Below are 26048 nucleotides of genomic sequence, written 5' to 3'. Positions count from 1 at the left end.
GGGCTCTCGGACCCGCCCGCACCACCGGTCGCTTCCGCCCTACCCGTGATCGGCCGGTCCACGCCCGGCCAGCGCCGGATGGGCCAGCAGGTGCCCGAGCAGGTCCGCGAGCACGGCCATGCCGTCGGGGCTGAGTACCGACTCGGGGTGGAACTGCACGCCGGCGAAGCCGGACCCGCGCAGCGCGTGCACCGCCCCGTCGTCCGGATCCCGGGACAGCTCGACCGGCCCGTACGCGGTGGGCACCCGGTCCGCGTCGGCGTGGGCGGTGAAGCTGGAGTAGAAGCCGACCCGGCGGGGCACGCCGAACACCGGTACGGTCCGCTGCAGGCCCTGGTAGGGCGCGTCGCGGCGGCGCAGGGGCAGCCCGAGCAGTCCGGCGAGCAGCTGGTGGCCGAGGCAGACCGCCATGGTCGGCCGGCCGCCGGCCAGCAGCCCGGCCAGCAGGGCGCGCATCGCCGCCATCTTCGGCTCGGCCAGGTCGTTCGGGTCGCCCGGTCCGGGGCCGACCACCACCAGGTCGTACGGTCCGACGGGGCCGGGACGGCACCAGTCGCGGCGGGTCACGGCCAGGCCGAGGGCGCCGAGCTGATGGGCGAGCATCCCGGTGAAGGTGTCCTCGCCGTCCACGATCAGCGCCCGGCGGCCGGCGAGCCCGGGCAGTGCGGTGGCGCCCGGGGTGCGCTGGTCCAGCCAGAACCGGGCCAGCGGCGCGTTGCGGGCGGCGAGCGCGGCGCGTACGTGCGGGTCGTCGGCGAGCCGGACGGCGGGGCCGGGGCCCGGTTGCGGCGCGTCGGGGCCGAGACCGAGCGCGGCGAGCACCCCGGCCGCCTTGGCGTGCGTCTCGGCCACCTCGCTGCTGGCGGTGGAGTGCCGGACCAGGGTCGCCCCGACCGGCACCCGCAGCTCGCCGGCGGGGGAGAGTTCGGCGGTGCGGATCAGGATCGGCGCGTCCAGGGTCTGCCGGCCCTCGGCGTCGCGGCCGAGCAGGGCGAGCACGCCGGCGTAGTAGCGGCGCCCGGTGCGCTCATGGCGGGCGATCACCCGGCAGGCGTTCTCCATCGGGCTGCCGGTGACGGTGGGGGCGAACATGGTCTCCCGCAGCGCCTCCCGGACGTCCCGGGAACACTGTCCGGCGAGCAGGTACTCGGTGTGTGCCAGGTGCGCCATCTCTTTGAGGTACGGCCCGACGACCTGGCCACCGTGCTCGGCGACGGTGGCCATCATCTTCAGCTCCTCGTCGAGCACCATGTACAGCTCCTCGACCTCCTTCGGGTCGTGGAGGAAGCGCAGCAGGGCGGCGCGGTCGGCGGATGCGCCGGTGTGCCGGAAGGTGCCGCTGATCGGGTTCATCATGACCAGGCCGTCGTCGACGCTGACGTGTCGTTCCGGGCTGGCCCCGACCAGGATCCGGGTGCCGGTGTGCACGACGAACGTCCAGTACGCGCCCCGCTCGCGCAGCAGCAGCCGGCGCAGCGCGGCCAGGGCCGCGGCCAGGGGGTCGCCCTGCACGGTGGCCCGCAGGGAGCGGTGGATGACGAAGTTCGCCCCCTCGCCGCGGCCGATCTCCTCGGCGAGGACCCGGTCGACGGTCGCCGCGTACTCGGCGTCGGTGAGGTCGAACGCCGCGTCCCGGGTGACCACGGGTGCGTCGGGCAGCGCGGCCACCACCTCGGCGAGGGGGATGCGCCGGTGCCCCTCGACCAGCAGGCACTCCAGGGGGGCGCCGTCGTCGACGCAGGCGAACCCGCGTTCGGCTATCTGCCGGTAGGGCACCAGCGCCAGGGTGCGTGGTCCGGGGCCGCCCTCGGGCAGCGGGATGTCGGCCAGCTGTTCGGCGGTGCGTACCGTACCGGTGAGCAGGTCGAGGTGGTCGGCGTCCGCGCGGCGGATGAGCGCGAACGGGCCGGGGTCGGCGCCGGCGGTGAGTGCGGCGAGCGGGTCGTGCGGGCTGGTCATCGGTCTCCTCGGTGGGCCGGTGGCCGCCGGCGGGGCGACCCGGGATGCCGGGGAGAGACCGGCGGCCGCCTCGTGGGGCGGCCGCGTGGGGAAGCTACGCGCGGGGGTGGGCCGCCGGGTCGGCGGGCCACCAGGAGCACAGCTGCGCGAGCATGGTGATCACTGTACGGGATGGCGACGACGCGGGGAACCTGATCGCCGGGGACGGCTGCCCCGGCAGGCGCGGATCTTGGCTTGGACGCCCCGCCCGGCGGGTACGTTGGCGGCGATGAAGATTCTCGCGCTCGACCTGGGCACCTCCTCCGTGCGGGGAGTCGTGCTGGACGTGGACGCCGGTCCGCGTGGCGGCGCGTTGGCCCGGCGGAAGGTGCGGCTGGCCACCGGCGAGGACGGCACCGGCACGCTGGACGGGGCCGGCTACCTGGCGTGCCTGGTGGACTGCCTGGACGAGCTGGCCGCCGGCGGCCACCTGGGTGACATCGAGCTGGTCGCGACCTCGGCGCAGTGGCACTCGGTGCTGCCGCTGGGCGGCGACGGCGAGCCGCTCGGCCCGGTGCTGACCTGGCTGGACACCCGGCCGGAGCCGCTGACCGGGGCGCACGGGCCGGACGACGCGGCGGCGTTCCACCAGCGGACCGGCACCTGGTGGCACCGCTGCTACTGGACGGTCCGGCTGCCGTGGCTGCGGGAGCGGACCGGCGGACGGGTCGCCCGGTTCGTCGGGCTGGCCGAGTACGTGCTGGGTGCGTTGCTCGACGACGCGCCGATGTCGGTGTCCATGGCCTCGGGCGCCGGGCTGCTCGACCTGCGCCGGGCGGACTGGGACGTGGAGGCGTGCGACCTGGCCGGGGTCCGCGCCGGGGAGCTGCCGGCCCTGGCACCGCCCGGGTGGTGCGGCCGGCTGCGCCCCGGGTACGCCCGGCGCTGGCCGCAACTGGCCGGCGCCCGCTGGGCCGACCCGGTGGGCGACGGCGCGGCCTCCAACGTCGGCTCCGGCTGCGTCGACCCGTCCCGGGCGGCGGTGACCGTCGGCACCTCCGCCGCGGTACGTCTGCTCGAAACGGCGCCGGCTGGGGCGGAGCTGCCGCCACTGGCCGAGCAGCTGTGGCGGTACCGGGTCGACCACCAGCACGTGGTGACCGGGGCGGCGTACTCCAGCGGTGGGAACCTGTACGCCTGGGCCAACCGCGAGCTGCGCCTGCCCGCGGGCGCCGAACTGGAGGCGGCCCTGGCCCAGGCGGCCGGGGACCTGCGGATCCTGGCCAATCCCCGGTTCGGCGGCGACCGGCCGCCCGGCCTGGCGCCCGCCGGCTGCGGCGAGCTGCGCGGGCTGAGCTTCGGCACCACCGCGGTCGACCTGCTCGCCGGGTTGATGACCGGCCTGTGCCGCCTGGTCGCCGACGACCTGGCCGTGCTGGAGTCCGGGTTGGACCGTCCGACCGAGGTGGTGCTCGGCGGCGGGGCGATGGCCGCCTCTGCCTGGTGGCGTCGGGCGTTCGCCGCTGCCCTGGCCCCGCGTACGGTGCGTCACCAGCGCAATCCGGAGGTCGGGGCGACCGGTGCGGCGCTGGTGGCGTTGGGCCGGATCGCCGAGGCGGCGCATCTCGGGGGCATCAGCCGGACGGACGAGCCGGACGCGCCGGAAACGGCCGGCGACGCCGTGCCGCGCTGACCTTCCTGGTCGCGCGACCATTCGGCCCGTTGACACCGCCCACCGGCCTGGTTGGATGGACTGGGCCACCGGCGTCGCTGGTGCAGTCGAGGGGGACCGAGGAGGGAACAGCGTGGGGGCAGGTCCCGACCCAGCTCGTGGACCGGGCTCGCGTCCACACCGGTCGGGTGGTCGGGTGGTGCCGCATCGGCGGCATTCGGGCCTGTGGCTGCGGGACTGGCGGCTGCGCACCAAGCTCGTCACCGTACTGGTCATCCCGTCCCTGGCGTTCCTGGTGCTGGCCGGGGTGCAGACCCGGGGCCTGGTGGGGCAGACCACGGCGCTGAGCGACTTCGCCCGGCAGGTGGGCATCGGCCGGCAGATCACCGCGGTGGTGGACCGGTTGCAGCAGGAGCGGGACCGTTCGGCGGGAGAACTGGCCGCGTTGCGTCGCACGGGCGGCAGCGCCGACCGGGACGCGGCGGTGACCGCGTTGCAGCCGTTGCAGGCCGCCGCCGATCAGGCGTTCGCCGAGCTGCGTACGGCGGCGGAGCCGCTGGCCGACGCGGACGCCGGCTGGCGGGTCGCGTACTCGCAGGTCCTGGAGGCGTACGACCAGATCGGTTACATCCGTTCGGCGATCCCGCCGGCGGTGCTCAGCAGCGACACCATCCTCAGCAGCTACCACCGGGCCATCGCCGCCCTGCTCAACCTGCTGGCCGAGCCGTCGCCCGGCGACGACCAGCGGGCGCTCACCGACGCGGTGCTGCGTTACGTGCAGCTGGCCCGGGTCAAGGAGTTCTCCTCCCGGATCCGCGCCGAGCTCTACGCGGCGGCCCGCGCCGGCCGGTACGAGGTCGACGACCAGGCCACCCTGACCGACCTGCGGGCCCAGCAGTTGACCGCGTTGGGCGCGTTCCGGGTCGCGGCGACCGCGGAGCAGGTCGCCCGCTACGACCAGGCCTCGCGGGATCCGGCGTTCACGTCGGCCGCGGCGCTGGAGGAGGAGACGCTGCCCTCGGCCACGGGAGAACCGGCGGTGCTGCCCGCGCCGCAGTGGTGGGCGGCCAGCGAGCTGCGGCAGGGGCTGTTGCGGGAGGTGGAGATCGAGGTGCTCGGCGACGCGGTACGCCGGGCCGACGGGGCCAGCGCCCGGCAGCTGCGGACCACCCTGCTGGTGGTCGGCGGCATCGTCGCGGTGTTGCTGGTCGCGGTGCTGATCTCGCTGCTGGTGGGGCGTTCCCTCGCCCGTTCCGTGCGGTTGCTGCGCGGGCAGGCGTTGCGGATCGCGCAGGTCGAGCTGCCGCACACGCTGGACCGCCTGCGCACGGTGGACCGGGCGGTCGGCGCGATCGAGGTGCCGCCGGCGGTGGTCCGCTCGCGTGACGAGATCGGGGAGCTGGCGGAGGCGTTCGTGGCGGTGCACCGCAGTGCGGTGGACGTCGCGGTGGAGCAGGCGCTGATGCGGCGCAACGTCAATGCGATGTTCGTCAACCTGGCCCGGCGTAGTCAGGTGCTGGTCGAGCGGCAGCTGGAGCTGCTCGACGAGCTGGAACGGGAGGAGAGCGACCCGGAGCAGCTGGAGAACCTGTTCCGGCTCGACCATCTCGCCGCCCGGATGCGGCGTAACGATGAGAGCCTGCTGGTGCTGGCCGGCACGGAGTCCAGCCGGCGGTGGCACCAGCCGGTCGGCCTGGGCGCGGTGCTGCTCGCGGCCAGCGCGGAGATCGAGCAGTATCAGCGGATCCGCCATGACACCCGCGACGACCTGTACGTCGTCGGGCATGCCGTCGGCGATCTGGTGCACCTGTTCGCGGAGTTGTTGGAGAACGCCACCGCCTTCTCCCGGCCGGACACGGTCGTGCAGGTCCTGGCGCGGTCCGACGGGCCGGGCGCGCTGGTGGAGATCGTCGACCAGGGGCTCGGCATGAGCCCGACCGCTCTGGCGGAGGCGAACGCGCTGCTGGCCCAGCCGGCGGCGGCCGACGTGGCGGCTTCCGAGCGGATGGGTCTGTTCGTGGTCAGCCACCTGGGGGCCCGGAACGGGGTCGAGGTGCGGTTGCGGGGTGGCCGCGAGGGACTGGCGGCGTCGATCCGGCTGCCGGCCGCGCTGCTGGCGCCGGCGCCGGCGGTCGAACTGGATCCGCGGGTCTCGCCGCGGCTGCTGACTCCGCACGTCGCCGCGGGGTCCCGGCCGGCGCCCGGCGGCGGCCGGTCCGCCGTACCCGGGTTCGGGCTGGCCGCAACGGGCGGGCTGCCCGCGTCGCCGGGGACAGGGTTGCCGGCGGCGGGCCGTTCGCCGGTGCCGCCAGGGGTGGGGCTGCCGGTGGCGGGGCACCGTCCGGAGGCGCCGCCGGCGGCGGTGCGCCCTGGTGCGCCGGCCGGATCTGCGCCTGCCGGATCCGCGCCGACCGTGCCGCGGCCGGCCCGCCCGGTGCCGGTGCGGGCGGAGGACGTGCTGGCCCCGGCGGCCGGAGCGCCCGCCGCGGGTGGTTGGTTCAGCCGCCACGGCCCGTCGGCGGCGGCGCGGCCGGTGCCGTCGTCGCCCGCGGCACCGCCCAGCGCGAGAACCAACGAGCGGGGGCTTCCGGTGCGGGTGCCGATGGCCCAGCTCGCCGCGGTCACCCAGCCCGCCCGCCCGGACGTGCCGGCCCCGCGTCACGAGCCGGATCCGGAGGCGGCCGGCGGCATGCTGGCCCGCTTCTACCGTGGGGTGCGACAGGCCGAGGCCGAGGAGACCACCGAAGTGTTCATGCCGCCCGCGGGCGTGCCCAACGAAGGGGGACAAGAGTGACGACGACGTTGAGCCAGGAGGCACGTGACCTGAGCTGGCTGGTGAACGCGTTCGCGGAGCGGGTCCCGGGGGTGGCGCACGCCGTGGTGGTCTCCTCCGACGGGCTGCTGGTGGCGATCTCGGCGCACCTGCCCCGCGACCACGCGGACAAGCTGGCCGCGGTGACCTCGGGTCTGATGAGTATCACCGCGGGCGCGGCGCAGATGTTCGACGGGGACGTGGTGAAGCAGACCGTGGTGGAGATGGGCCGCGGCTACTTCCTGGTGATGCAGATCCGGGACGGTTCGATCCTGGCGACGCTGGCCGGCGCGGAGGCCGACATCGGGGTGGTCGGCTACGAGATGGCGCGGCTGGCCAAGCAGGCGGGGGAGATGCTCACCCCGGCGCTGCGGGCGGAGCTGCAGCAGGCGTTGCCCCGTTGAGCGGGGACGGCCCGGCCGGCGGCGGTGTGCCCCGGCCGGGCCACGGACAGCCTAGAGGCCGTTGTCCCGGATGACGGTGCGGTACCAGTGGGCGCTGCGCTTGAGCACCCGGCGTTGGGTCGGGTAGTCCACGTAGACCAGGCCCCAGCGCTGGTCGTAGCCTTCGGCCCACTCGAAGTTGTCCAGCAGCGACCAGACGTGGTAGCTCTCCAGCGGCACGCCGTCGCGGATCGCCCGGTGGGCGGCGGCGAAGTGGTCGCGGAGGAAGTCGATCCGGGTGGCGTCGTCGACGGTGCCGTCCGCGGCGAGGGTGTCCGGGCAGGGCAGCCCGTTCTCGGTGATGGTGAGCGGGATCGTGCCGTAGTCGCGGGTGACCCGGGTGAGGATGTCGTACATCCCCTCGGGGTAGAGCTGCTGCCAGCTCGCCTCCGAGGTGGGCCATCTGCGTACCGTGTCGCCCTGGTCGGTGACGTAGATGGGCGTGTAGTACTGCACGGCGAGCAGGTCGACCGGGCTGGAGATGATCTTCAGGTCGCCGTCGCGGATGCCGCGGGCCAGGCGGCTGTCCGGGCCGAGGTCGGCCAGCACATCCTCCGGGTAGGCGCCCTTGAGGATCGAGTCGAGGTAGAGCCGGTTCTCGTAGCCGTCGTACAGCCGGGTCGCCGTGGCCGCCTCGGCGGTGTCGTCGGCGGGGTAGCAGGGGTGCAGGTTGAGCGCGGGGCCGATCCGGGTCTTGGCGCCGGTGGCGCGCAGCGCGCGTACGGCGAGGCCGTGGGCGAGCTGGAGGTGGTGGGCGACGAGGTAGGCCGCGTCGGGGTCCTGCCGGCCGGGCGCGTGGTGGCCCCAGATGTAGCCGTTCTGCACCACGGTCTTCGGTTCGTTGATGGTCAGCCAGTCCGGCACCCGGTCGCCGAGGGCGCGGAAGACGATGTCGGCGTACTCGGCGAAGCGTTCGGCCGTGTCCCGGTTCTCCCAGCCGCCGGCGTCCTGCAGCGCCTGGGGAAGGTCCCAGTGGAACAGGGTGGCCATCGGGGAGATGTCCCGCTCGTGCAGCCCGTCGACGAGGCGGCGGTAGAAGTCGAGGCCGCGCTGGTTGGGCCGGCCGGACCCGTCGGCCTGGACACGTGACCAGGAGATGGAGAACCGGTAGCTGTGCAGGCCCAGGTCCCGCATGAGGTCGAGGTCCTCGGCGTAGCGGTGGTAGTGGTCGGCGGCGACGTCGCCGGTGTCGCCGTTGCGGGTGCGCCCGGGGGTGTGGCTGAAGGTGTCCCAGACGGACGCGCCGCGGCCGTCCTCTTTGGCCGCACCTTCGATCTGGTACGCGGAGGTGGCCGCGCCCCAGCGGAAGCCGGGCGGGAAGCGCAGCGGCCCGTGCGGGGCCGCGTCACCGTCGGGGTCGGGGGTGGCGTCGCAGCCGGCGACGAGGGCGGCGGTGGACGCGCCGGTCCCGGCCGCGCCGGCGCCGGCGAGCCCGGCACGGGCCGCGCCGGCAGCGGTCGCGGAGAGGGCGGCGCGGCGGAGCAGGCGCCGTCGGGTGAGTAGCGACATGGACGATCTCCTCGAAGTGACTGGCCACCCTGGCCGGGAGCGCTCCCAGCATAGGTCAGGCGTGGCCGGCCGCCTCCCGTGGGTGGATCACGGTCCAGCATGCGGACCGGGTGCGGGTGGCGGCCGGTGGTGAGTGGCGTGGGTGTCGCTCGGGGGCGCGGGGCGAGCGGGGAGGCGGGGCAGATAGCGAAAGGAGGCCGATCGGGCGGCGCTCGCGCCTGTCCCGTCGGCCTCTTTTCCCGTCGACAACCGGGGTCTAATGTGTGGGGACGGGGGAGGGCAACCCCCGTCCCCACGAGTGGTGCACACACGCACGAGCGGAATTGGCGTTCTTGTCGTGCGTGTCGCGCGGGAGCCGGGCCACGCGAGTGGCTCTGGTTCCACCTCCCTCCATGCCGGTGGGTGATGGCTGACGGCGGTGTCCGGGCTGGCCCGTCGTCAGCCTCCTGGCCTGACGAGTTGGGGACACGGTGGGTTCCCCAACGAACTCGGACTTACATACCGGTCGATGGAAGCGCTCCCATCGGCGTTGCTTGCGACTGTAACGCCCGTCACCGGTTTGTGAAAGCCCCTGAACGAGATCGAAACATGGACGTGGCTGATTGGCCGTGCGTTGTGGTGGGAGCGCTTCCATGTCACACTCTCCCCACCAGACACGGAGCCAGTTCGCGCGAGCGTGGGTCGCCGAGGGCACCCGGTAATCCCGGTGCGGCGCCTGCGATCCCCGGTACGACCGGGTCGACCACCTTCCCGGGCGCTTCCGTCCCCCCGCTCCGCCCGTCGGCGCGTGGAGGCGCCCCGCCGGGGCCGCACGGTCCCGGCCCGGTCCGAGGAGACACCGCGCACATGAGACTCATGGCCAGACGTCGCCGCATGGCGATGTTCGCCGCCACCGCCGTCGCCATCGGCGGGGTGGCCCTGCCGGCCGGCGCCGCGCAGGCCGCCCCGGCCTGCGACGTGACGTACGTGACGAACGACTGGAACGACGGCTTCACCGCCAACATCGACATCAGGAACCTGGGCGACCCGGTCAACGGCTGGACGCTGAAGTTCACCTTCCCGAACAGCGGCCAGCGCGTGACCCAGGGCTGGTCGGCCAGGTGGAGCCAGTCCGGCAACCAGGTGACCGCGACCAACGAGTCGTGGAACGGCAGCCTCGGCACCGGCGCCACGACCAACATCGGCTTCAACGGGGCCTACTCCGGCAGCAACCCGAAGCCCACCTCGTTCACCCTCAACGGGGTCACCTGCAACGGCGCCCCCGCCAACAAGCCGCCCACGGTCGCCCTCGAGGTGCCGGCCGGGCCGTTCGTCGCGCCGGCCAACGTGCCGCTGACGGCCACCGCCAGCGACCCGGACGGCACGATCAGCAAGGTCGAGTTCTACCGCAACGGCCTGCTGGTCAACACCGACACCACCGCCCCGTACGCCTACACCCTGGACAGCCTGCCCGCCGGCAGCTACACGGTGCAGGCCAAGGCGTACGACAACCTCGGCGCCAGCGCGGTGGCCGAGAGGTCCTTCACGGTCAACCCGGCCACCGGGCCGGCCCTGGTCGCCACCCCGTCGGCGTTGAGCGTGAACGAGGGCAGTAGCGCCACCTTCAACCTGAAGTTGAGCGCCGCGCCGAGCGGCAACGTCCCGGTGACCTTGACCCGCAGCGGCGACACCGACATCAGCGTCTCGCCCACCACGGTCACCCTGACGCCGACCAACTGGAACACCGGCGCCACGGTCACCGTCGCGGCGGCGGAGGACGCCGACACCGTCAGCGGCACCGCGACGGTCACCGCCTCCGCCGCCGGCCACACCCCCGCGACGATCACGGTCACTGAGATCGACAACGACGTGCCCGGCGGGGACAACGACTACCTCAAGAAGTTCCTCGACCAGTACAACAAGATCAAGAACTCGGGCTACTTCAGCCCGGAGGGCGTGCCGTACCACTCGATCGAGACGCTGATCGTCGAGGCCCCCGACCACGGCCACGAGACCACCTCGGAGGCGTTCAGCTTCTGGATCTGGCTCGAGGCGCAGTACGGCCGGGTCACCCAGAACTGGGCACCGTTCAACAACGCCTGGACGGTGATGGAGAAATACATAATTCCGAATCATTCCGACCAGCCGACGGCCGGCGCCCCCGGCACCCCCCAGTACGCGGCGGAGTACAACCAGCCCAGCCAGTACCCGTCCCAGCTGCAGCCCGACGTGCCCGTCGGCCAGGACCCGCTGCGCAACGAGCTGCAGTCCACCTACGGCACCGGCGACATCTACGGCATGCACTGGCTGCTCGACGTCGACAACAGGTACGGCTACGGCCGCTGCGGCGACGGCACCACCCGCCCGGCCTACATCAACACCTTCCAGCGAGGTCCGCAGGAGTCGGTGTGGGAGACCGTGCCGCAGCCGACCTGCGACACCTTCAAGCACGGCGGTCAGTACGGCTATCTCGACCTGTTCATCAAGGAAGCCAACGCCCCGGCCAAGCAGTGGAAGTACACCAACGCCCCGGACGCGGACGCCCGCGCCGTGCAGGCCGCCTACTGGGCGCTGACCTGGGCCAAGGCGCAGGGCAAGCAGGCCGACGTCGCCGCCACCGTGGCCAAGGCCGCCAAGATGGGCGACTACCTGCGCTACTCGCTGTTCGACAAGTACTTCAAGAAGATCGGCAACTGCGTCGGTCCCACCACCTGTCCGGCCGGCACCGGCCGCGACTCGGCGCACTACCTGCTCTCCTGGTACTACGCCTGGGGCGGCGCGTACGACACGTCGCAGAACTGGTCGTGGCGCATCGGCTCCAGCCACAACCACTTCGGTTACCAGAACCCGCTCGCGGCCTGGGCGCTGACCAACGTGCCCGAGCTCAAGCCCCAGTCGGCGACCGCGGTCGCCGACTGGCAGAAGAGCTTCGACCGGCAGCTGGAGTTCTACACCTGGCTGCAGTCCGCCGAGGGCGGCATCGCCGGCGGCGCCACCAACAGCTGGGACGGCAGCTACGCCCAGCCGCCGGCCGGCACCCCCACCTTCTACGGCATGTTCTACGACGTCGCCCCGGTCTACCGGGACCCGCCGTCCAACCAGTGGTTCGGCATGCAGGCCTGGTCGATGCACCGCATCGCCGAGCTGTACCTGCAGACCGGCAACACCAAGGCCAAGGCGCTGCTGGACAAGTGGGTGCCCTGGGCCATCGCCAACACCACGCTGGGCACCAACTGGTCGATCCCGTCCGACCTGCAGTGGACCGGCCAGCCCAACACCTGGAACCCGACCAACCCGCAGCCGAACACCAACCTGCACGTCACGGTGACCAAGGGCGGCCAGGACGTCGGCGTCGCCGCCGCGTACGCCCGGACCCTGATCGCGTACGCGGCCAGGTCCGGCAACACCGCCGCCAAGAACACCGCGAAGGGGCTGCTCGACGCGCTCTCCGCCGCCACCGACGCCAAGGGCGTCTCCCGGCCGGAGACGCGGGAGGACTACAACCGCTTCGACGACGTCTACAACTCCAGCACCGGCCAGGGCCTCTACGTCCCGTCGGGCTGGACCGGCAAGATGCCCAACGGCGACGCCATCGCCGCGGGCAAGAGCTTCCTGGACATCCGCTCCTTCTACAAGAACGACCCCGACTGGCCGAAGGTCGACGCGTACCTCAAGGGCGGGCCCGCGCCGACGTTCAACTACCACCGGTTCTGGGCCCAGGCGGACGTCGCCATGGCGTACGCCGACTACGGCACCTACTTCCCCGCCGGGTGAGGTGACCACTCCGCCACGGGTGGCCGGCCCACCCGTGGCGGAGGCCGACCGGGCCGAAGGGGGAACGCAGTGGGACCGGTCGGTGGACGGCCTGATTCCCACGGTCAGGCCGGGTGGGTCGGCCGTCCGGACGACGCAGCGGACGTGCCGGCCCACCCATGCGTCCGTAGACGAAGTTGCCGCGAAAACGCCTGCGAAAAACCGGCCTTTACGGGATCACATGAGGGCCGTGGAGGGAGTAACGTATTTCACCGGAGAGGCCGCTCCCCCCGTGGCGGCCTCTCTTTCAATTTCCCCGCCCGCCGTCCGCATCGGACGCCAAGGCCGGGTGCCGCAAGCCCGGATGCCCGGCCGGCAGCGACCGCCGGATCACCAGCCAACTCACCGCCAGCGCCGCCGCGACCAGCGGCCAGGTCAGCGCCACCCGGGCCACCACCAGGGCGACCACCTGACCGCCGAGCCACAGCGGCACGAACACCACCACCCGCAGCACATAGGTCGCCGCCCACACCCAGCTGCCCCGGCCGTACGCGCGCAGCAGCGCCGGATCTCGCCGCCACCGGCCGCGCTGGCCCAGCGCCGTGCCGACCACCACCCCCAGCAGCGGCCAGCGCACCACGATGCTCACCACCCAGGCCAGCGCGCTGGCCGCGTTGGACAGCAGCTGCACCAGAAAGAAGTCGCTGGCCCGACCGGTGCGCAGGGCGATCAGCGCGGCCACGCAGACGGCGAGCAGACCGACCAGCACCGAGCGTGGGCGGTCGCCGCGCCGCAGCCGCCAGCCGGCCACCGCCGCCCCGGCCAGCACCGCGGCGGCCACCCCACCCCACAGCCCGGCGGCCAGCCAACCCACCGCGAACGCCACCGGCGGCAGCGTCGCGTCCAGCGCGCCCCGCCGCCCGCCGAGCAGGTCCGCCAGGGACTCCGGCCGGTCCCGGGTCGGCCGTTGCCGCTCCGGCGTGCTGGTCACCCGCCCACCTCCTCCGCTCGCCTTCCCCAACCTATCCGCGCCACGGCGGCTCAACGCGCGCGGCAGCCCCTCGGCCGTTAAGTTGTGCGGGTGCGCGAGACGGCGAGGGGTTGGACGGCGGTCTGGTTGGTCGTGCTGGCCCTGGCCCAGGCCGTCGCGCTGCTCCTGCTCTGGCGGATCGCCGTGCACACCGCGCTCGGGCAGTGGATCGACACGGTCGCGCTGACCGGCAACCGGATCGGCCAGGATCGCATCGACGGGCCGGTCAACCGGATCCTCAACGCCATGTCGGTGGTGTCACTGCTGGCGGCGACCGCGGTGATCGGGTTCATCGCGCTGATCCGCAACCGCAAGACCCTCGCGGTCACCACGACCCTGCTGATCGCCGGCGCGAACCTCAGCACCCAGCTGCTCAAGTACCACCTGGCCCGCCCCGACCTCGGCATCGACCCGGAACGCGCGGCGGCCGGCAACAGCCTGCCCAGCGGGCACACCACGGTGGCCGCGTCGGTGGCGGTCGCGCTGATCCTGGTGCTGCCCCCGAAGGTACGGGCGCTGGGAGCGTTCCTCGGCGCCGGCTACGCGGCCGCCGCCGGCGTGGCCACCCTCTCCGCCGGGTGGCACCGGCCCAGCGACGCTGTCGCCGCGTACCTGCTGGTGGGGGGCTGGACGGCGGTCGCCGGGCTGCTGCTGCTGGTCTTCCAGCGCGAACGGGCGGCCAGCTCCTCGGCCGACGCGCACCGGGGCGCCGCCGCCGTGCTCGGCCTCGGCGGCGCGCTCGCGCTCGTCGCGTCCGGGCTCGCGCTGTCCTGGCTGGCCCGGCTCGCCGACATCCCCGCCGACGAGCTCACCCGCCGTCCGCTCTTCGTCGGGTACGCGGGCAGCGCGGCCGGGATCGCCGGAACGATCGCCGTGGTGGCCGCGCTGGTCCTGGCGGTCGTGCACCGCCTGGTGCCCCGCCACAAGGGCTGAGTCAGCGGTAGAAGGTGCCCACCATCGTGCCGCTGGCGATCTCCTTGTCGGTCAGTGCCCGGCGCACGTCGGGGACCTGCGGCGCGTCCGGCAGCTCCAGCGGGCGCTCGAGGGCGTAGAGGCGGAAGAAGTACCGGTGCGGGTCCTCGTGCTGCGGCGGGTGCGGGCCGCCCCACCCGGTGGTGCCGAAGCCGTTCGGCCACTCCCGGCCCCCCTCGGGCACGGCGCCCTCGCCGACCCCGCGGGACTGCGGCGAGATCCCGGTCACCAGCCAGTGCAGGAAAGGCGTCTTCCCGGCGTCCGGGTCCTCGACGAACAGGATCAGCTCCTCGGCCGAGTCGGGCACCTGGGACCACTCCAGCGGCGGCGAGACGTTCCCGCCCTCCCGGGCGAAACGCCCCGGAAGCAGGTCGTGGTCGTTGAAGGCGGTACTGCGGAGCATGATGCCGGCCATCGTGCGGCGCCTCCTCTCCTCGTCCCGCGGCGCGTACCCGGCCCGGCGGCGACGAAACGGCGGGATGGCAGGCTGGCCCGGCCGGCAACGAACGGGGGAGGCGGAAGTGGAAATGGTACGCATGGCCTTCCGGGACGAGTGCGCGCGGCTGGAGGAGGTGCTGCGTGGCCTCGACGAGGCGGACCTGGACCGGCCCACCCCCTGCCCGCCCTGGGCCGTGCGGGACCTGCTCGCGCACGTGCGTACCGGCGTGGGACGGCTGGTCGACATGCTCGCCGCGCCGGCCCCGCAGCGGGCCGAGGTGGACGCGGCCACCTACTTCGGGACGGCCAAGTTCACCCCGGAGGTGGACAGCGCCCGGATCGACAGCGCCCGCCGCGAGGCACGCGCGCTGCCCGGCGTACGCGAGGTGGCCGACGGCTTCGCGCGGGCCTGGCGAGCCACCGACGCGGCGGTCGCCGCGCAGCCGCCGGGACGGCTGGTGCGTACCCGGCACGGGGACCCGATGACGCTCACCGAGTTCCTGCGTACCCGGGTGGTGGAGGTCGGGGTGCACGGCCTGGACCTGGCCGACGCGCTGGCCCGGCAGCCGTGGCTGACCCCGACGGCGGCCGAGGTGGTGGCGGACCTGCTGTCGGACGGCCGGCCGGTGCCGGACGGGCTGGGCTGGGATCCGCTGACCCTGGTGCGCAAGGCCACCGGGCGGGCCGCGCTCACCGACCGGGAGCGGACACTGGTCGAGCGGGCCGACTTCCGCTGGCTGTCCTTCAGCGGCTGACCGTCGGCGGGTCAGCCGTCGGCGCGTTCGGCCGGGGCGGTGCGGCGCAGATGGTCCAGCACGATCGGGTCGATGCGGCCGGGAACCAGGCGCTCCTCCAGGTTCTCCACGCCGGCCCAGGAGGCCAGCGCGTCGTCCAGGCCGGCCGTCCCCACCGGGTGCCCGCCGGCGGCCAGCAGCGCGGCCACCTCGTCGGCGAGCGGGCCGGTGAGATCGCGCAGCGTGGCCGGGTCGGGCCGGCCGAAGAGCATCGTGTGGATGTCGAGCAGGCGACCCAGCTCGGCGACCGGGTCGGGATGGTCGTCGACCCGTAGGTCGACCAGTTCGTCGCCGCTGCCGGCGTAACCGCCACGGCGCTGCACCACCAGCAGACCGGCGCTCTGCCGGCCCCGCCGGTCACCGCCGGCCCGGTCGCCGGCGTGCAGCGCGGCCAGCAGCCGCTGCGGGAAGGGCAGCTCCGCGCCACCCAGCCAGGCGTCCCGGATCGCGTCGATGACGTGCGCGCCGGCCAGGATGTTGCCCTGCGTGGCCCAGCCGTCCCCGGCCTGGCCGCCGGCCCACGGGTGGCAGCGCGGCCCGGTCCAGGTGGCGCCGTCGCCGGTGGCCCCGACCACCCCGAGCTGCCGGTCGTCGCGGCCCGGGTCGGCGGCGGTCAGGCCGGCGACCACGTCCGCCGGGGCGACTCCGGTGCGTAGCAGCGCCAGCCCCTGCGCGCGGTAGGCCAGGTTGACGTGCGCCTGGGTGGCGACGGCGCCCACGTCGGCCTCCGCGGCCGGGACCAGCGCGCCGGCGGCGAGGAACTTGCTGGCCACGGCGACGCCGTGCAGGCGGCCGTCGGCGGAGCGGGCGACAATCGAGAAAGTCATTCGCGGATGTTAGCGCCGGGGTGGGCGCCGTCGTGTCCGCCGTGCGGCCGAGCAGAACGGCCGCGGGGGTGCCCGCCACACGGCCGGGGTCAGAACGGCGGCGCGGCGGCCTCCGGCGGCTTGCCCCACGCTCGGCGGGCGTCGGCCACGGCCACCGCGGAGGGCGCCGCCGCGGTCGTCCTCGCCGACCTGAACGCCGACGCGGCCCGCACGGTGGCCGAGGCCATCGGGCCCGTCGCCCACGGCGTGCGGGTGGACGTCGCCGACGAGACGCAGGTCCGTGCGCTGGTCGAGGAGACCGAGCGGCGGTACGGCCGGATCGACCTGTTCTGCGCCAACGCCGGGGTGGCCACCGGCGGGGGAGTGGACGCCCCCGATGCCGACTGGGAACGGTCCTGGCAGGTCAACGTCATGGCCCACGTGTACGCCGCCCGGTCGGTGCTGCCGGCGATGCTGCGCCGCGGCTCGGGGCACCTGCTCTTCACCTGCTCCGCGGCGGGGGTGCTGACCGCCGTCGGATACGCCCCCTACACGGCGACGAAACACGCGGCGGTCGGCTTCGCCGAGTGGCTGTCGATCACCTACCGGGACGCCGGCATCCGGGTCAGCGCGCTCTGCCCGCAGGGCGTGGACACCCCGATGCTCGCCGACGGACTCGCCGTGGGACACCTGGGCGCCCGGGTGATCGCCGCCTCCGGCGCGGTGCTCACCCCCGACCAGGTCGCCGGGGCCACCATCGTCGGGTTGGCCGAGGAACGGTTCCTGATCCTGCCGCACCCCGAGGTCGCCGGGTACGCGCGCCGCCGCGCGGAGGACCCGGACGGCTGGCAGGCCGGCCTGCGCAAGCTCGTCCGCAAGCTGCGCGCCGCCGATCGGTAGGAGCCGCTCCGAGTCGCCGGCAGGTCACGGTACCGTGCCGAGCCTGCTGCCGTCATCGCTGGCGGATCCGCCGAGCCACTTTCGCCAGACATCCGGGCACACGTCATTGCCCCACAGCACCGCCTGGTCGGCGCGGACCGCGATCGCGGCCACGGTCCGCACGAACGACAGGCTCAGGTCGTGCCATTCGCTTGCCGAGCGCGCGGCGCGCTTCGACCGATCGGCCATGGCAGCGAAGGTCGGCTCGTACCGGGGCAGGTCCAGCCGGTCGAGGCGGGCCGCCAGCTCGACGGTCTCCGCGACGGTCAACCAGCCGTGAATTCCCTCCGTGACGCCGAACTGGTAACCCAGCACCGCGCCGCGCGTGGCGAGCGCGGCGAGCAGGTGCCGCAGCGGGTCGCTGGCGGGCACGCTGTGACGCTCCAGCGCCGGCAGGTAGAAGTCGGGAGTGATGGTACGGCCCAGGAACTGGGCTGGCCCCAGGCAGCGCACCGCCACCAGCGCCTCGTGGAGCGCGGTCAACGCCTCGACGGCATGCCGGTCGGCATCCTGATGGAAACGGCATCGCACCCGCTCCGGGCACGTGAGTGACGGGCAGGCGAGCTGTTCGCCGGCGGCCCGGTCCACTCGGCGGCCCCCGACATAGCGCAGGTCGCGGCCGAGCCACGTGCAGTAGCGGGCGAGATCCGTGGGCCGTTCCCGTAGCCGCGCGGCCAACCGCGGCCACACGACGTCGTAGCCGTACTCGCCCATCGGGGTCGCGGACCGGAACACCTCGCCGAGCCACGGCACCGGCTCACCGGTGCGCAGCAGGTCCACCAGCGCCGGCACGACCTCGTCGCGGTAGCGCACGTAGTCGAACACGAAGATCTCGGCATCCGCGCCCACGATCACCACTGTAGACACAGCCGCTCCTGGGTCAGTGGCAGATCAGGGGGGCGGTCAGGGTCTCCCCCCATGGTGCCGGGACCAGCTCGAACCCAGGATCGAGGCATGACCCGATCGCGTGCTCAGCAGGGCGCCCTCTGGCTGGCCGTCCTGGCCGTCCTGCCGTACGTGTCCTTGAAGCTGCTCTGGCTGAGCGGGTCGACCGTCGGCATGCGGCGGGGAGCGAGCGCCGCGGAGATGGGCAGCGACCGCATGATTGCGGGGAACGTCATCACGGTGCTGCTGGTCGTGCTGGCCGGGGTGCTGGCGCTTGGGCTGACCCGTCCGTGGGGACGGCGAGCGCCGGCGTCGCTTGTCCTCGTTCTCGCCGTCGGTGCCGCCGGCCTGCTGGCTCCCATTTTGCTCGGGCTTCCGCTCGGCGTTGCCCTTCAGCTGGTGGTCCAGCATGACGTGACATCGGGTGGTGAAGGCGACCTTGAAGGGTGGGTCTTCGCTGTCGTGTACGGCGGTTTCGGCCTGCTGGCCGTCGCGCTGGCGATTCTTCTGCGGCGGTATGTCCTGGGTCGGTGGGGCCGGCTCTTCGCGGCGCCACCACGGCCGCCGGTCCGGTGGGCAGCAGTCGCGGGTGCGCTCGGGATGCTGCCCTTCGGCGCGGCGATGCTCTACTGGGGTCTGGTCGGCCCCGGGAGCGCTGGACCCCAGGGGATGGAATCACTCGCGCAACGTACCGTCCTGGCCGTCACCGGAGCTCTCGCCGTCGCGGCGTTCGTCGCTCCGTTCGCCTCGCACGTCTCGCCCTCGTGGCCACAGCTTGGCTGGCTGGTCACCTGGGTCGGGTGCGCCAGCACCGCACTTCAGGGGCCGGCGCAGCTGCTCCTGGCCCAGGAAGGCCACGTCCAACCGGCCGTCGCACTGGTCGCGCTCCTCGCCAGCCCGGGAAGCTGCGCGTACGGGCTGGCAGTCCTCGCTTCGCGACGTCACGAGGTCGCCGTGGCCGCAGACTGACCAGCCGCATCGAGTGCGGACGGTGGTGTGGTGCGCGGCTCTTTCGCCACCCGCCGCCCGACCGCCCCGGGGCGCGGCAAGCCGGCCAGTGGCCGAGCCATCCTGTTCGTGGTCGGCGGGCTCAGTCCAGGCGGGTACGCACCACCAGGTCGTGCAGGGCGTCCACGGCTGCCGGGTCCGCGTGGTCGGGCAGCCTCGACGTGTCCCGGGCCGCCTCCAGCTCCGCGCGCAGCCGCGGCACGTCGGTGGCGAGCCGCTCCGCGGCGCCCGCGGGGAGCGGCCCGTGCTCGGCCTCCCGCTTGGCGGCGATGAGGTCCGGCACGTACGCCAACCTCGCGCCGAGCACACCGAGGTCCGTCTCGACGCGGCCGGTCCGCATCAGGTGGATTCCGGTGAGCAGCACCCGCAGCGTGTACAGCGCGGGCTTGAGCCGCCCGGTCCTGGCGGACAGCTTCTCCTGGGTGGCCGCGAATCCGAGGTAGTGGTGCGCGTGGTGACGGGTGATCAGTCGCGGGGCCAGCGACGCGAGTTCGGCGTGCACCGCGGTGGTCACGACCACCAGCGGCGACAGCAGCTGCTCCAGGACGTACCCGTTGCGGCTGTTCAACAGCTTGGCGAACTTCAGCAGATCGTGGCTGACCACGTCCAGCTCGACACCGTCGCGTACGCCGGTGTGCTGCAGCGTCTGCGGCCCGGTGCGCAACCCGACCACCTCCTCCGCTGGCAGCAGGTGCGCGGCCCGCAGGTCCAGGTCGGAGTCGACGGACGCGAACCCGTACAGGTGTGCACCGCTGACGGTGGCGAACAGCAGCGGACGGGGCAGAGCGCGGGCGGCCTCGGCGGCCCACGGCGGCACCTCGACGGTCACCGCAGGTTCCTCTCCCGTACGGCGGTGAGCAGCCGGTCCACGGCAGCCCGGTCGGGCTGTTCCGGTAGCGCGGTGGTGGTGGCCGCGTCGGCGAGCTCGGCGAGCAAATCCGCCGCCCAGGCGGTGACCGCGTCCCAGGGCAGCTCGCCGCGCCGTACCGTGAGCAGCCGGTCGCGCAGGTGCCGCACGTCGACCAGGATCTCCCCGGTACGCAGCACGTGCGCCCCGGCGACCAGCAGCCGGATCATGTGCATGGCCTGCTTGTGATTCGTCTCGCCGGTGCGCTCGCGGCGGGCCGCCACCCGGTTGAGCTGATCCCGGGCGTAGCTGCCGTACGTCTCGGCCAGCCGGCGGGACAGGAACGCCCGCCGCGCCGCCAGCAACTGTTCCCCGTCCGCGGTGATCGTCTCGACCAGCGGGGACCAGAGCACCTCCAGAACCGTCGGGTTGCCCTGCAGGGCAAGCACGCAGAAGCGTTCGAACTCCCAGGAGAACTGCTCCGCCGCCGGCCCGTCGAGGTGGGTGGGCGGCTTGTCCAGGCGCCAGAAGGCGCGGGTCGGCGCCACGTACACGCCACGCCGGTCGTAGTCGGAGTCCGGGCCGTGCAGCCCGTACGCCCGTGACCCGACCACGACGGCGAGGGCGGTGTGCCGTTCGACGAGCTCGATCACGCCAGGCAACGCTACCCAAGCGCCGCGCGGCACGCATGATCTTTTCCCGGGCGTACACCCGGTGTGGCCCAGGTCCCGGTGCCAGGCAACCGATGACCGTGGTGGCGCGTCCAAACCTCAGTCCGGGCACCAGCACTGCGGGCGGCCGACCGAATGGGGGAGAGGATGAGCCGGATCAGATACCTCGTCGCGGTAACGGCCGTCGGGGCGTTGCTCACGGGCTGCGGCGAGCGGGTCGGGCAGGAGCCGGCCGGCGGGGGCCAGGCCGTCGAGACCGGACCCGCCGCGGCCGGAACGCCGCAGGTGGATCCGGTCGCGCTGATCGGCTCCTGGAAGCTGGCGGAGGTCGACGGCGGCGAGGACACCGTCCTGCGGCTCGCCGCCGACACGTCCAACGATCTGCTGTTGTTCGGCCCCTGCGCGGTGCTGATGGGATCGTGGCGGGCCGATGCCAACGGTCTGTTCCTCGCCGACGTGCCGGGCCGCACCGCCGCCCGGGACGGCCGGGGCTGCCGGTCCGACGCCCAGGTCGCCGATGCGTGGCTGCGTCGGGCCGTCGCCTTCCGAGTGGAGGGCGACAGCCCGGTCCTCCTCGACAGTCAGGGCATGCGCGTGGCCCGGCTGCTGCCCGGCGCCCGGCCGACCCCGGGGCCGAACCTGTTGCCCGCCCTGGCGGAGCCACCCGAGGTCACCGACGAGGTCCGGCGCGCGCTCGCCCCGGCCGCCGCCCTGCCCGGGAACTTGACACCAGCACCCCGGGAAACGCTGCTGGGCCGGTGGGTTCCGGCCGACGGCCGGAGGTGGCCGTGGCAGAAGGAGCCGTACGTCGAGCTGCGCGATGACGGCGAGTGGCGGGGCTCCGACGGGTGCAACGGCCAGGGTGGCCGGTGGGTCGCCGGACCGGAGGGCGCGTTCCTCGCCACGATGGGGCCGAGCACGCTGATCGGTTGTGACAACGTGTCGGTGGGCTCATGGCTTTTCGCGGCCCGGCGGGCGGGGCTGGACGGGAAGACGTTGGTACTTCTCGACGCCCAGGGCAAGGAGACGGGCCGGCTGCGGCGGGACTGACCGAGATGCTCCGCATCCCGCAAGCGGTCAGCGGCGCCAGCGCAGCGGACCCGGGTGGACGCTCCACAGCAGCCGCCGCCACCACGGGCGGGTGGCGCGCAGTGCGGTGGCGTAGCGGGTGGCCAGTTCCGCGGCCCGGTCCGCCTGGCCGGGGGTGGTGGTGTGCGGGGCGAAGGCGACCTGGTTGAGCAGCCCGGCCAACTCGCCGGGCGCCCCGTCGACCGCGCCGGCATCGGGTTCCCCGGGCCGCGCCACGAGGGCGTCGGCCAGGGTGCGGCGGGCCTGTTCGGCCACCTCGGCGGCGGCCAGGTCGTCGCCGACCGGGCGGCCGGCGAGCCGCAGCGCGTCGGTCAGTTCCCGCCAGGCGCCGGCGATGCGCCAGCCGGGGTCGCCGCGTTCGAGGCGGGCACGGGTCAGGTTGCGGCGCAGCGCGGCCAGGGCCAGCAGGGCCAGGCCGGCGAGCAGCAGCAGGGTGCCGGTGCCGCCGCCGACCAGCACCGGGGTGCTCAGCCCGCGCCGGTCGGCCGACGGGCGGGATGCGGCGTCGGCCGGTGCGGTGGGGGCGGGTTCCACCGTCGGCTCGGGCACCTGGGACGGAGGTGGGTTGTCGGGGGTCGGGCGGAAGTCCTCCTCCACCGGGCGGGGTTCCTGGTCCGGGCGGGGCATCGGGTCGAACGGCACCCAGCCGACGCCGTCGAACAACACCTCCGGCCAGGCGAACGCGTCCGCGGCGCGGACCGGGCCGTCGCCCTTCGGGGCGAAGCCCACCACCACCCGGGTGGGCAGGCCGGCCAGCCGGCCCAGCACCGCGAACGCGGCGGCGAACTGCTCCGAGGTGCCCCGCTGGCCGCCGCCGTTACGCGGGCCGAACAGGAAGAACGACAGGTTGGGATAGGCGTGGCCGCTGGGCGCGTCCGCGGTGACCCGGTAGTGCTCGGCGAGGAAGTCCTGGATGGCCACGGCGCGGGCGTACGGGGCGCCGTTCTCCTCGGCGAGTTGGGTCGCCAGGCGGCGCAGCTGCTCCGGGGTGCCGTCGGGCACCCGCAGCACCCGGGCGACCGGTTCGCCGGCCGGCACGTTCGCCGTGGCGAGCAGGTTTCCGTCGAGGCGTTCCCGCGCGGAGGTGACGGTGTAGCGCAGGCCCGGGGTCAACCCCTCCGGGCGGATCAGCGTCCCCGTCGCCGGGTCGTACGCGACGCGCGCGCCGGTGACCTCGCGCGGGGTCGGTACGGCGGGCAGCAGCCGTCCGGTGAGGTCGGCGACGGTGATCTGCTGCCGGACGGTGTCGGTGGTGACGCCCGGGGCGGGTTCGGCGGCGGGCAGGATCCGTCCGGCGTTGCGGTAGGTGGCGCCGACCCGCCAGGTCACCCCGTCGTAGTCGCTGAGCACCGCGAGCCGGATGCGGGCCTGCGTGGCCGCGCCGACCTCGGTGCGTACCTCGAGCAGCTTCTGGTCGGGGTTCAGCGCCCAGCCGGAGATGCGGATCAGCGGGTTCTCGTCGAGTGACTCCAGCTGTGGCGGTTCGACGTAGCGGCGCGGGTCGACGGGGCGGTCGTCGACCTGGGCGGCCATCAGCGGGGCGAGCAGGGCGGCCAGCGCGACCACCACCGCCACGCCGGCGGCGCTCGCGGCGAGCAGGCGCAGCCGCACCGCGGCGCGTACGGCCGGGGCCAGCCCGGCGGCCGGGTCGGCGGTGGCCGCGCCGTCGCGGTGGGACGGCAGCGCCAGGCCGGCGGCGGCGACCGCGGCGAACGCGACGGTCGGCGTGATGGCGGGGTCCGCGTTGGGACCGACCACGTAGATCGCGCCGGCGTAGAGCAGCACCGGGGGCAGGTAGCCGAGCAGCACCCGGCCGGTGCGCAGCGCGACCTCGGCGGCGGCGAGCCCGGTCAGCCAGGCGGCGACCACCGGCAGCAGCACGGTGTCCGGTGCCGGCTCGACCGGGATCATCGCGGTCAGCAGCCGGGGGATCGCGTTGCGGGCGGCGTCGGCGGTCACCTCGGCGAGGCTGCCGGGCAGGGCGGCGTGGCGGGCGGCCAGGCGCAGCGAGAGGAGCGTCCACCCGGCCAGGCCGGCCACCGACACCGGGGCGACCAGCCAGGACGGCAGCCGTCGGGTGGCGACGCTCACCAGCACGGAGCCGATCGCCGCGCCGAGGATCAGCCGGGCCAGCAGCGGGTCGGCGTACACCCGGCCCAGCGCCACGCCGGCCAGCGCGATCATGGTGATCAGCGCCAGTGGCACCGGTACGGCCCGTAGCAGACGGCTCACCCGCCGGCTGGCCCGACCGGTCGTCGGCTCGGGGGGGGTGCCCGGGTCCGTCGGGGCTCGCGTCGCGGTCACCATCGGCGGATCCCGTCCCACTCGGCGGCGAACTCGGCGGCGTCGGCGGCGTCCACCACCAGCAGGCCGGCCGCGCCGGGCGGCGTCGGCTCCGCCGCGCCGAACACCCCGATGACCAGCGACGGGTACGCCCCGCGCAGCGCGCCGACGTGCCCGAGGTCGGTGCGGGCGCCCGGCCCGGTGAGGAAGACCAGGGTGTCCCCGAGCCGTTCCTGTCGCAGCCGGGTCATCGCGGTACGCAGGCTGTCCTCGCCGCCGCCGGTCAGCTCGACGGCGGCGAGCCGGTCCAGTGGCCCGGCGGCGCCGGCCGGCTCGTCGGCGGGCGCGACCAGCAGCAGGCTCACCGGCAGGTCCTCCCGGACGGCCGCGGCCAGCACCGAGGCGGCGGCCTCACAGGCCGACTCGAACGACTCGGCGACCCCGGCCACCCGCCGCGGGTGGGCGGACGCCCGGTTGTCCAGCACCACCACGATCCGTGGCAGGCTGGTGTCCACGTTCTCCCGCACCATCAGTTCGCCGACCCGGGCGCTGGTGCGCCAGTGCACCCGGCGCAGTTCGTCGCCGACCACGTACTCGCGCAACGAGTCGAAGGTGATCGAACCGTGCGGCACGCTGTCGGTGCGCCCGTCGAGGCTGCGCCCGGCGCCGGTCGGCACCGCCGCCAGCGGATGGATGCGCGGGTGCACCCAGACCGGCACCGTGTCCCCGTAGGAACGGGCCAGCGCGACCAGGCCGAGGGGGTCGCGGCGGGTCACCCGCAGCGGCCCGACCGGCACCACGCCGCGGCGGCGGGTCGGCACGTCGTAGCGCACCTCGGTGTCGTGGCCGGGACGCAGCCGCAGCAGCGGCACCGGCACCAGGGACCCGCCGCAGCGGTCCTCGGCGACCAGGTTCGCCGCGCGCAGTCGCCCGGTGTTGCGCACGGTCAACGTCACGGCGGCCGGTTCACCGCGGGCCACCCGGTCCGGGTCGGCGACCCGTTCGACTGTCAACCGGGGCCGCCAGGCGGCGCTGGCCAGGGCGTACCCGACGGCCACGGCGGCGGCCGCGCCGAGCACGGTCAACTCCGGGTACGCGTAGCGGAAGCCGACGCCGAGCAGCACGACGGCGGCGACGAGCAGCCCGACGCCCCGGGCGGTGATCCCCATGGTCGTCTCAGCCGTGCACCGGGGTGGGCTGGCCGGACGGCAGTGGCACCGGCACCGAGGCGACCGCCTGGCGCAGCACCTCGGCGGCGGTCACCCCGCGCACCTGCGCATCCGCGGTGAGCAGCAGCCGGTGCGCGAAGACCGGCTCGGCCAGGGTCTTCAGATCCTCCGGCATGATCCAGCCGCGCCCGTCGATCAGCGCGTACGCGCACGCCGCCCGGGTCAGCGCGATCACGCCGCGGGGACTCACCCCGACCCGGACCTGCGGGTGGTTTCGGGTGGCCGCGGCCAGCCGCACCGCGTACGCGTAGAGCGGCTCGGCGATGTGCACCCGCCGGGCCATCCGGACCATCTCGCCGACGGTGGCGGTGTCGGTGATCGCACTGAGCGAGTCCGGTGAGCGGACCGTCGCCCCGCGCAGCACCTCCACCTCGACCGCCTCGTCGGGGTAGCCGACGGACAGTTTCACCAGGAAGCGGTCGAGCTGGGCCTCGGGCAGCCGGTAGGTGCCGTCCATCTCCACCGGGTTCTGGGTGGCCACCACCAGGAACGGCTGCGGCACCGGGTGGCGTACGCCGTCGACGGTGACCGTCCGCTCCTCCATCACCTCCAGCAGCGCCGACTGGGTCTTCGGCGACGCCCGGTTGATCTCGTCGGCGATGACGATGTTGGCGAACACCGGCCCCGGGTGGAACTCGAACGCCCGGGTGGCCTGGTTGAAGATGGTCACCCCGGAGACGTCCGAGGGGAGCAGGTCCGGGGTGAACTGGATCCGACGCCACTGGCCCTTCACCGTCGCCGCGATCGCCCGGGCCAGGGTGGTCTTGCCGACCCCGGGCACGTCCTCGAGCAGGACGTGCCCCTGGGCGAACAGCGCGGTCAGTGCCAGCCGGACCACCTGCGGCTTGCCCAGCACGACCGCGTTGACGTTCTCCGCCAGTCGGGCGGCGAGGGCGGCGAAGCCCTGCACCTCCGCCTGGGTGAGCGGTTCGGGGGTGTTCACGTGCGCGG

Annotated in this window: 20 protein-coding genes; 9 read left to right on the top strand and 11 right to left on the bottom strand. The window is 74.2% G+C overall.

What is annotated here, in order from left to right; all coding sequences use genetic code 11:
• Positions 1–39: 39 nt before the first annotated feature.
• Positions 40–1959 (bottom strand): chorismate-binding protein, encoded by a 1920-nt coding sequence (locus ABZ570_RS02780; RefSeq protein ID WP_358056046.1) that lies wholly within the window; start codon positions 1957–1959, stop codon positions 40–42.
• 268 nt (positions 1960–2227) lie between these two features.
• Here ABZ570_RS02780 and ABZ570_RS02775 point away from each other — a divergent pair, with 268 nt between their 5' ends.
• The 3 genes from ABZ570_RS02775 (at position 2228) to ABZ570_RS02765 (ending at position 6826) form a co-directional block, all read left to right on the top strand.
• Positions 2228–3631, top strand: a complete 1404-nt coding sequence (locus tag ABZ570_RS02775) for an FGGY family carbohydrate kinase (protein ID WP_358056044.1) — start codon at positions 2228–2230, stop codon at positions 3629–3631.
• A 175-nt stretch (positions 3632–3806) separates the two neighbouring features.
• Positions 3807–6404: a nitrate- and nitrite sensing domain-containing protein gene (locus ABZ570_RS02770; RefSeq protein WP_358056042.1), complete on the top strand. Its 2598-nt coding sequence runs from the start codon at positions 3807–3809 to the stop codon at positions 6402–6404.
• Positions 6405–6412: 8 nt separating this feature from the next.
• On the top strand, positions 6413–6826 hold the full coding sequence (locus tag ABZ570_RS02765; RefSeq protein WP_207916605.1) for a roadblock/LC7 domain-containing protein: 414 nt from the start codon (positions 6413–6415) through the stop codon (positions 6824–6826).
• A 51-nt stretch (positions 6827–6877) separates the two neighbouring features.
• Here ABZ570_RS02765 and ABZ570_RS02760 read toward each other — a convergent pair whose 3' ends face one another.
• Entirely contained in the window at positions 6878–8374 is a 1497-nt protein-coding gene (locus ABZ570_RS02760; protein WP_358056040.1) for a GH1 family beta-glucosidase, read from the bottom strand.
• 855 nt (positions 8375–9229) lie between these two features.
• Here ABZ570_RS02760 and ABZ570_RS02755 point away from each other — a divergent pair.
• Positions 9230–12127, top strand: coding sequence for a glycoside hydrolase family 48 protein (locus ABZ570_RS02755; RefSeq protein WP_358056205.1), 2898 nt, complete (start codon positions 9230–9232; stop codon positions 12125–12127).
• Between the two features lie 286 nt (positions 12128–12413).
• On the opposite strand, the gene ABZ570_RS02750 is transcribed toward ABZ570_RS02755, so the two are convergent.
• A complete protein-coding gene (locus ABZ570_RS02750) occupies positions 12414–13097 on the bottom strand; it encodes a DUF3159 domain-containing protein (RefSeq protein ID WP_358056038.1) in 684 nt (227 codons plus the stop codon).
• Between the two features lie 84 nt (positions 13098–13181).
• Between ABZ570_RS02750 and ABZ570_RS02745 the strand changes: the two genes are divergently transcribed.
• Positions 13182–14069 carry a phosphatase PAP2 family protein gene (locus ABZ570_RS02745; RefSeq protein ID WP_358056036.1) on the top strand — a complete coding sequence of 296 codons (888 nt, stop codon included), beginning with the start codon at positions 13182–13184 and terminating at the stop codon, positions 14067–14069.
• Position 14070: 1 nt separating this feature from the next.
• Here ABZ570_RS02745 and ABZ570_RS02740 read toward each other — a convergent pair whose 3' ends face one another.
• Positions 14071–14523: a YbhB/YbcL family Raf kinase inhibitor-like protein gene (locus tag ABZ570_RS02740; RefSeq protein ID WP_358056034.1), complete on the bottom strand. Its 453-nt coding sequence runs from the start codon at positions 14521–14523 to the stop codon at positions 14071–14073.
• A 64-nt stretch (positions 14524–14587) separates the two neighbouring features.
• On the opposite strand from ABZ570_RS02740, the gene ABZ570_RS02735 reads away from it, so the two are divergent.
• Positions 14588–15301, top strand: a complete 714-nt coding sequence (locus tag ABZ570_RS02735; RefSeq protein WP_358056203.1) for a maleylpyruvate isomerase N-terminal domain-containing protein — start codon at positions 14588–14590, stop codon at positions 15299–15301.
• Between the two features lie 11 nt (positions 15302–15312).
• Here ABZ570_RS02735 and ABZ570_RS02730 read toward each other — a convergent pair whose 3' ends face one another.
• Positions 15313–16167, bottom strand: coding sequence for a DUF1028 domain-containing protein (locus ABZ570_RS02730; protein ID WP_358056032.1), 855 nt, complete (start codon positions 16165–16167; stop codon positions 15313–15315).
• 120 nt (positions 16168–16287) lie between these two features.
• Between ABZ570_RS02730 and ABZ570_RS02725 the strand changes: the two genes are divergently transcribed.
• Entirely contained in the window at positions 16288–17046 is a 759-nt protein-coding gene (locus ABZ570_RS02725; RefSeq protein WP_358056030.1) for an SDR family oxidoreductase, read from the top strand.
• A gap of 24 nt (positions 17047–17070) precedes the next feature.
• Here the strand turns inward: ABZ570_RS02725 and ABZ570_RS02720 are convergent, their stop codons facing one another.
• Entirely contained in the window at positions 17071–17934 is an 864-nt protein-coding gene (locus ABZ570_RS02720) for a hypothetical protein (RefSeq protein ID WP_358056028.1), read from the bottom strand.
• Between the two features lie 174 nt (positions 17935–18108).
• On the opposite strand from ABZ570_RS02720, the gene ABZ570_RS02715 reads away from it, so the two are divergent.
• Complete coding sequence (locus tag ABZ570_RS02715) at positions 18109–18939, top strand: hypothetical protein (protein WP_358056026.1); 831 nt, start codon at positions 18109–18111, stop codon at positions 18937–18939.
• Between the two features lie 121 nt (positions 18940–19060).
• Here the strand turns inward: ABZ570_RS02715 and ABZ570_RS02710 are convergent, their stop codons facing one another.
• Positions 19061–19807: a nucleotidyltransferase domain-containing protein gene (locus ABZ570_RS02710; RefSeq protein ID WP_358056024.1), complete on the bottom strand. Its 747-nt coding sequence runs from the start codon at positions 19805–19807 to the stop codon at positions 19061–19063.
• Positions 19804–20478: a nucleotidyltransferase domain-containing protein gene (locus tag ABZ570_RS02705; RefSeq protein ID WP_358056022.1), complete on the bottom strand. Its 675-nt coding sequence runs from the start codon at positions 20476–20478 to the stop codon at positions 19804–19806. The genes ABZ570_RS02710 and ABZ570_RS02705 overlap by 4 nt, the downstream gene beginning before the upstream one ends.
• 165 nt (positions 20479–20643) lie before the next feature.
• Here ABZ570_RS02705 and ABZ570_RS02700 point away from each other — a divergent pair, with 165 nt between their 5' ends.
• Positions 20644–21546, top strand: coding sequence for a hypothetical protein (locus tag ABZ570_RS02700; protein WP_358056020.1), 903 nt, complete (start codon positions 20644–20646; stop codon positions 21544–21546).
• 27 nt (positions 21547–21573) lie between these two features.
• On the opposite strand, the gene ABZ570_RS02695 is transcribed toward ABZ570_RS02700, so the two are convergent.
• The 3 genes from ABZ570_RS02695 to ABZ570_RS02685 form a co-directional block, all read right to left on the bottom strand.
• Positions 21574–23769, bottom strand: a complete 2196-nt coding sequence (locus tag ABZ570_RS02695) for a DUF3488 and transglutaminase-like domain-containing protein (RefSeq protein ID WP_358056201.1) — start codon at positions 23767–23769, stop codon at positions 21574–21576.
• A 116-nt stretch (positions 23770–23885) separates the two neighbouring features.
• Entirely contained in the window at positions 23886–25037 is a 1152-nt protein-coding gene (locus ABZ570_RS02690) for a DUF58 domain-containing protein (protein ID WP_358056018.1), read from the bottom strand.
• 7 nt (positions 25038–25044) lie between these two features.
• A complete protein-coding gene (locus tag ABZ570_RS02685) occupies positions 25045–26040 on the bottom strand; it encodes a MoxR family ATPase (protein ID WP_358056016.1) in 996 nt (331 codons plus the stop codon).
• Positions 26041–26048: the final 8 nt, after the last annotated feature.

This window comes from Micromonospora sp. NPDC007271, from assembly GCF_040634005.1.
GTDB lineage: Bacteria > Actinomycetota > Actinomycetes > Mycobacteriales > Micromonosporaceae > Micromonospora.
This window is presented reverse-complemented; position numbering and strand designations above follow the sequence as displayed.

Bases quoted from the DNA above. Each gene is read 5' to 3' on its own strand.
- ABZ570_RS02690 (WP_358056018.1), bottom strand. From the start codon at position 25,037: ATGGGGATCACCGCCCGGGGCGTCGGGCTGCTCGTCGCCGCCGTCGTG.
- ABZ570_RS02695 (WP_358056201.1), bottom strand. From the start codon at position 23,769: ATGATCGCGCTGGCCGGCGTGGCGCTGGGCCGGGTGTACGCCGACCCG.
- ABZ570_RS02730 (WP_358056032.1), bottom strand. From the start codon at position 16,167: ATGACTTTCTCGATTGTCGCCCGCTCCGCCGACGGCCGCCTGCACGGC.
- ABZ570_RS02775 (WP_358056044.1), top strand. From the start codon at position 2,228: ATGAAGATTCTCGCGCTCGACCTGGGCACCTCCTCCGTGCGGGGAGTC.
- ABZ570_RS02735 (WP_358056203.1), top strand. From the start codon at position 14,588: ATGGCAGGCTGGCCCGGCCGGCAACGAACGGGGGAGGCGGAAGTGGAA.
- ABZ570_RS02755 (WP_358056205.1), top strand. From the start codon at position 9,230: ATGGCCAGACGTCGCCGCATGGCGATGTTCGCCGCCACCGCCGTCGCC.
- ABZ570_RS02780 (WP_358056046.1), bottom strand. From the start codon at position 1,959: ATGACCAGCCCGCACGACCCGCTCGCCGCACTCACCGCCGGCGCCGAC.
- ABZ570_RS02760 (WP_358056040.1), bottom strand. From the start codon at position 8,374: ATGTCGCTACTCACCCGACGGCGCCTGCTCCGCCGCGCCGCCCTCTCC.
- ABZ570_RS02740 (WP_358056034.1), bottom strand. From the start codon at position 14,523: ATGGCCGGCATCATGCTCCGCAGTACCGCCTTCAACGACCACGACCTG.
- ABZ570_RS02700 (WP_358056020.1), top strand. From the start codon at position 20,644: ATGAGCCGGATCAGATACCTCGTCGCGGTAACGGCCGTCGGGGCGTTG.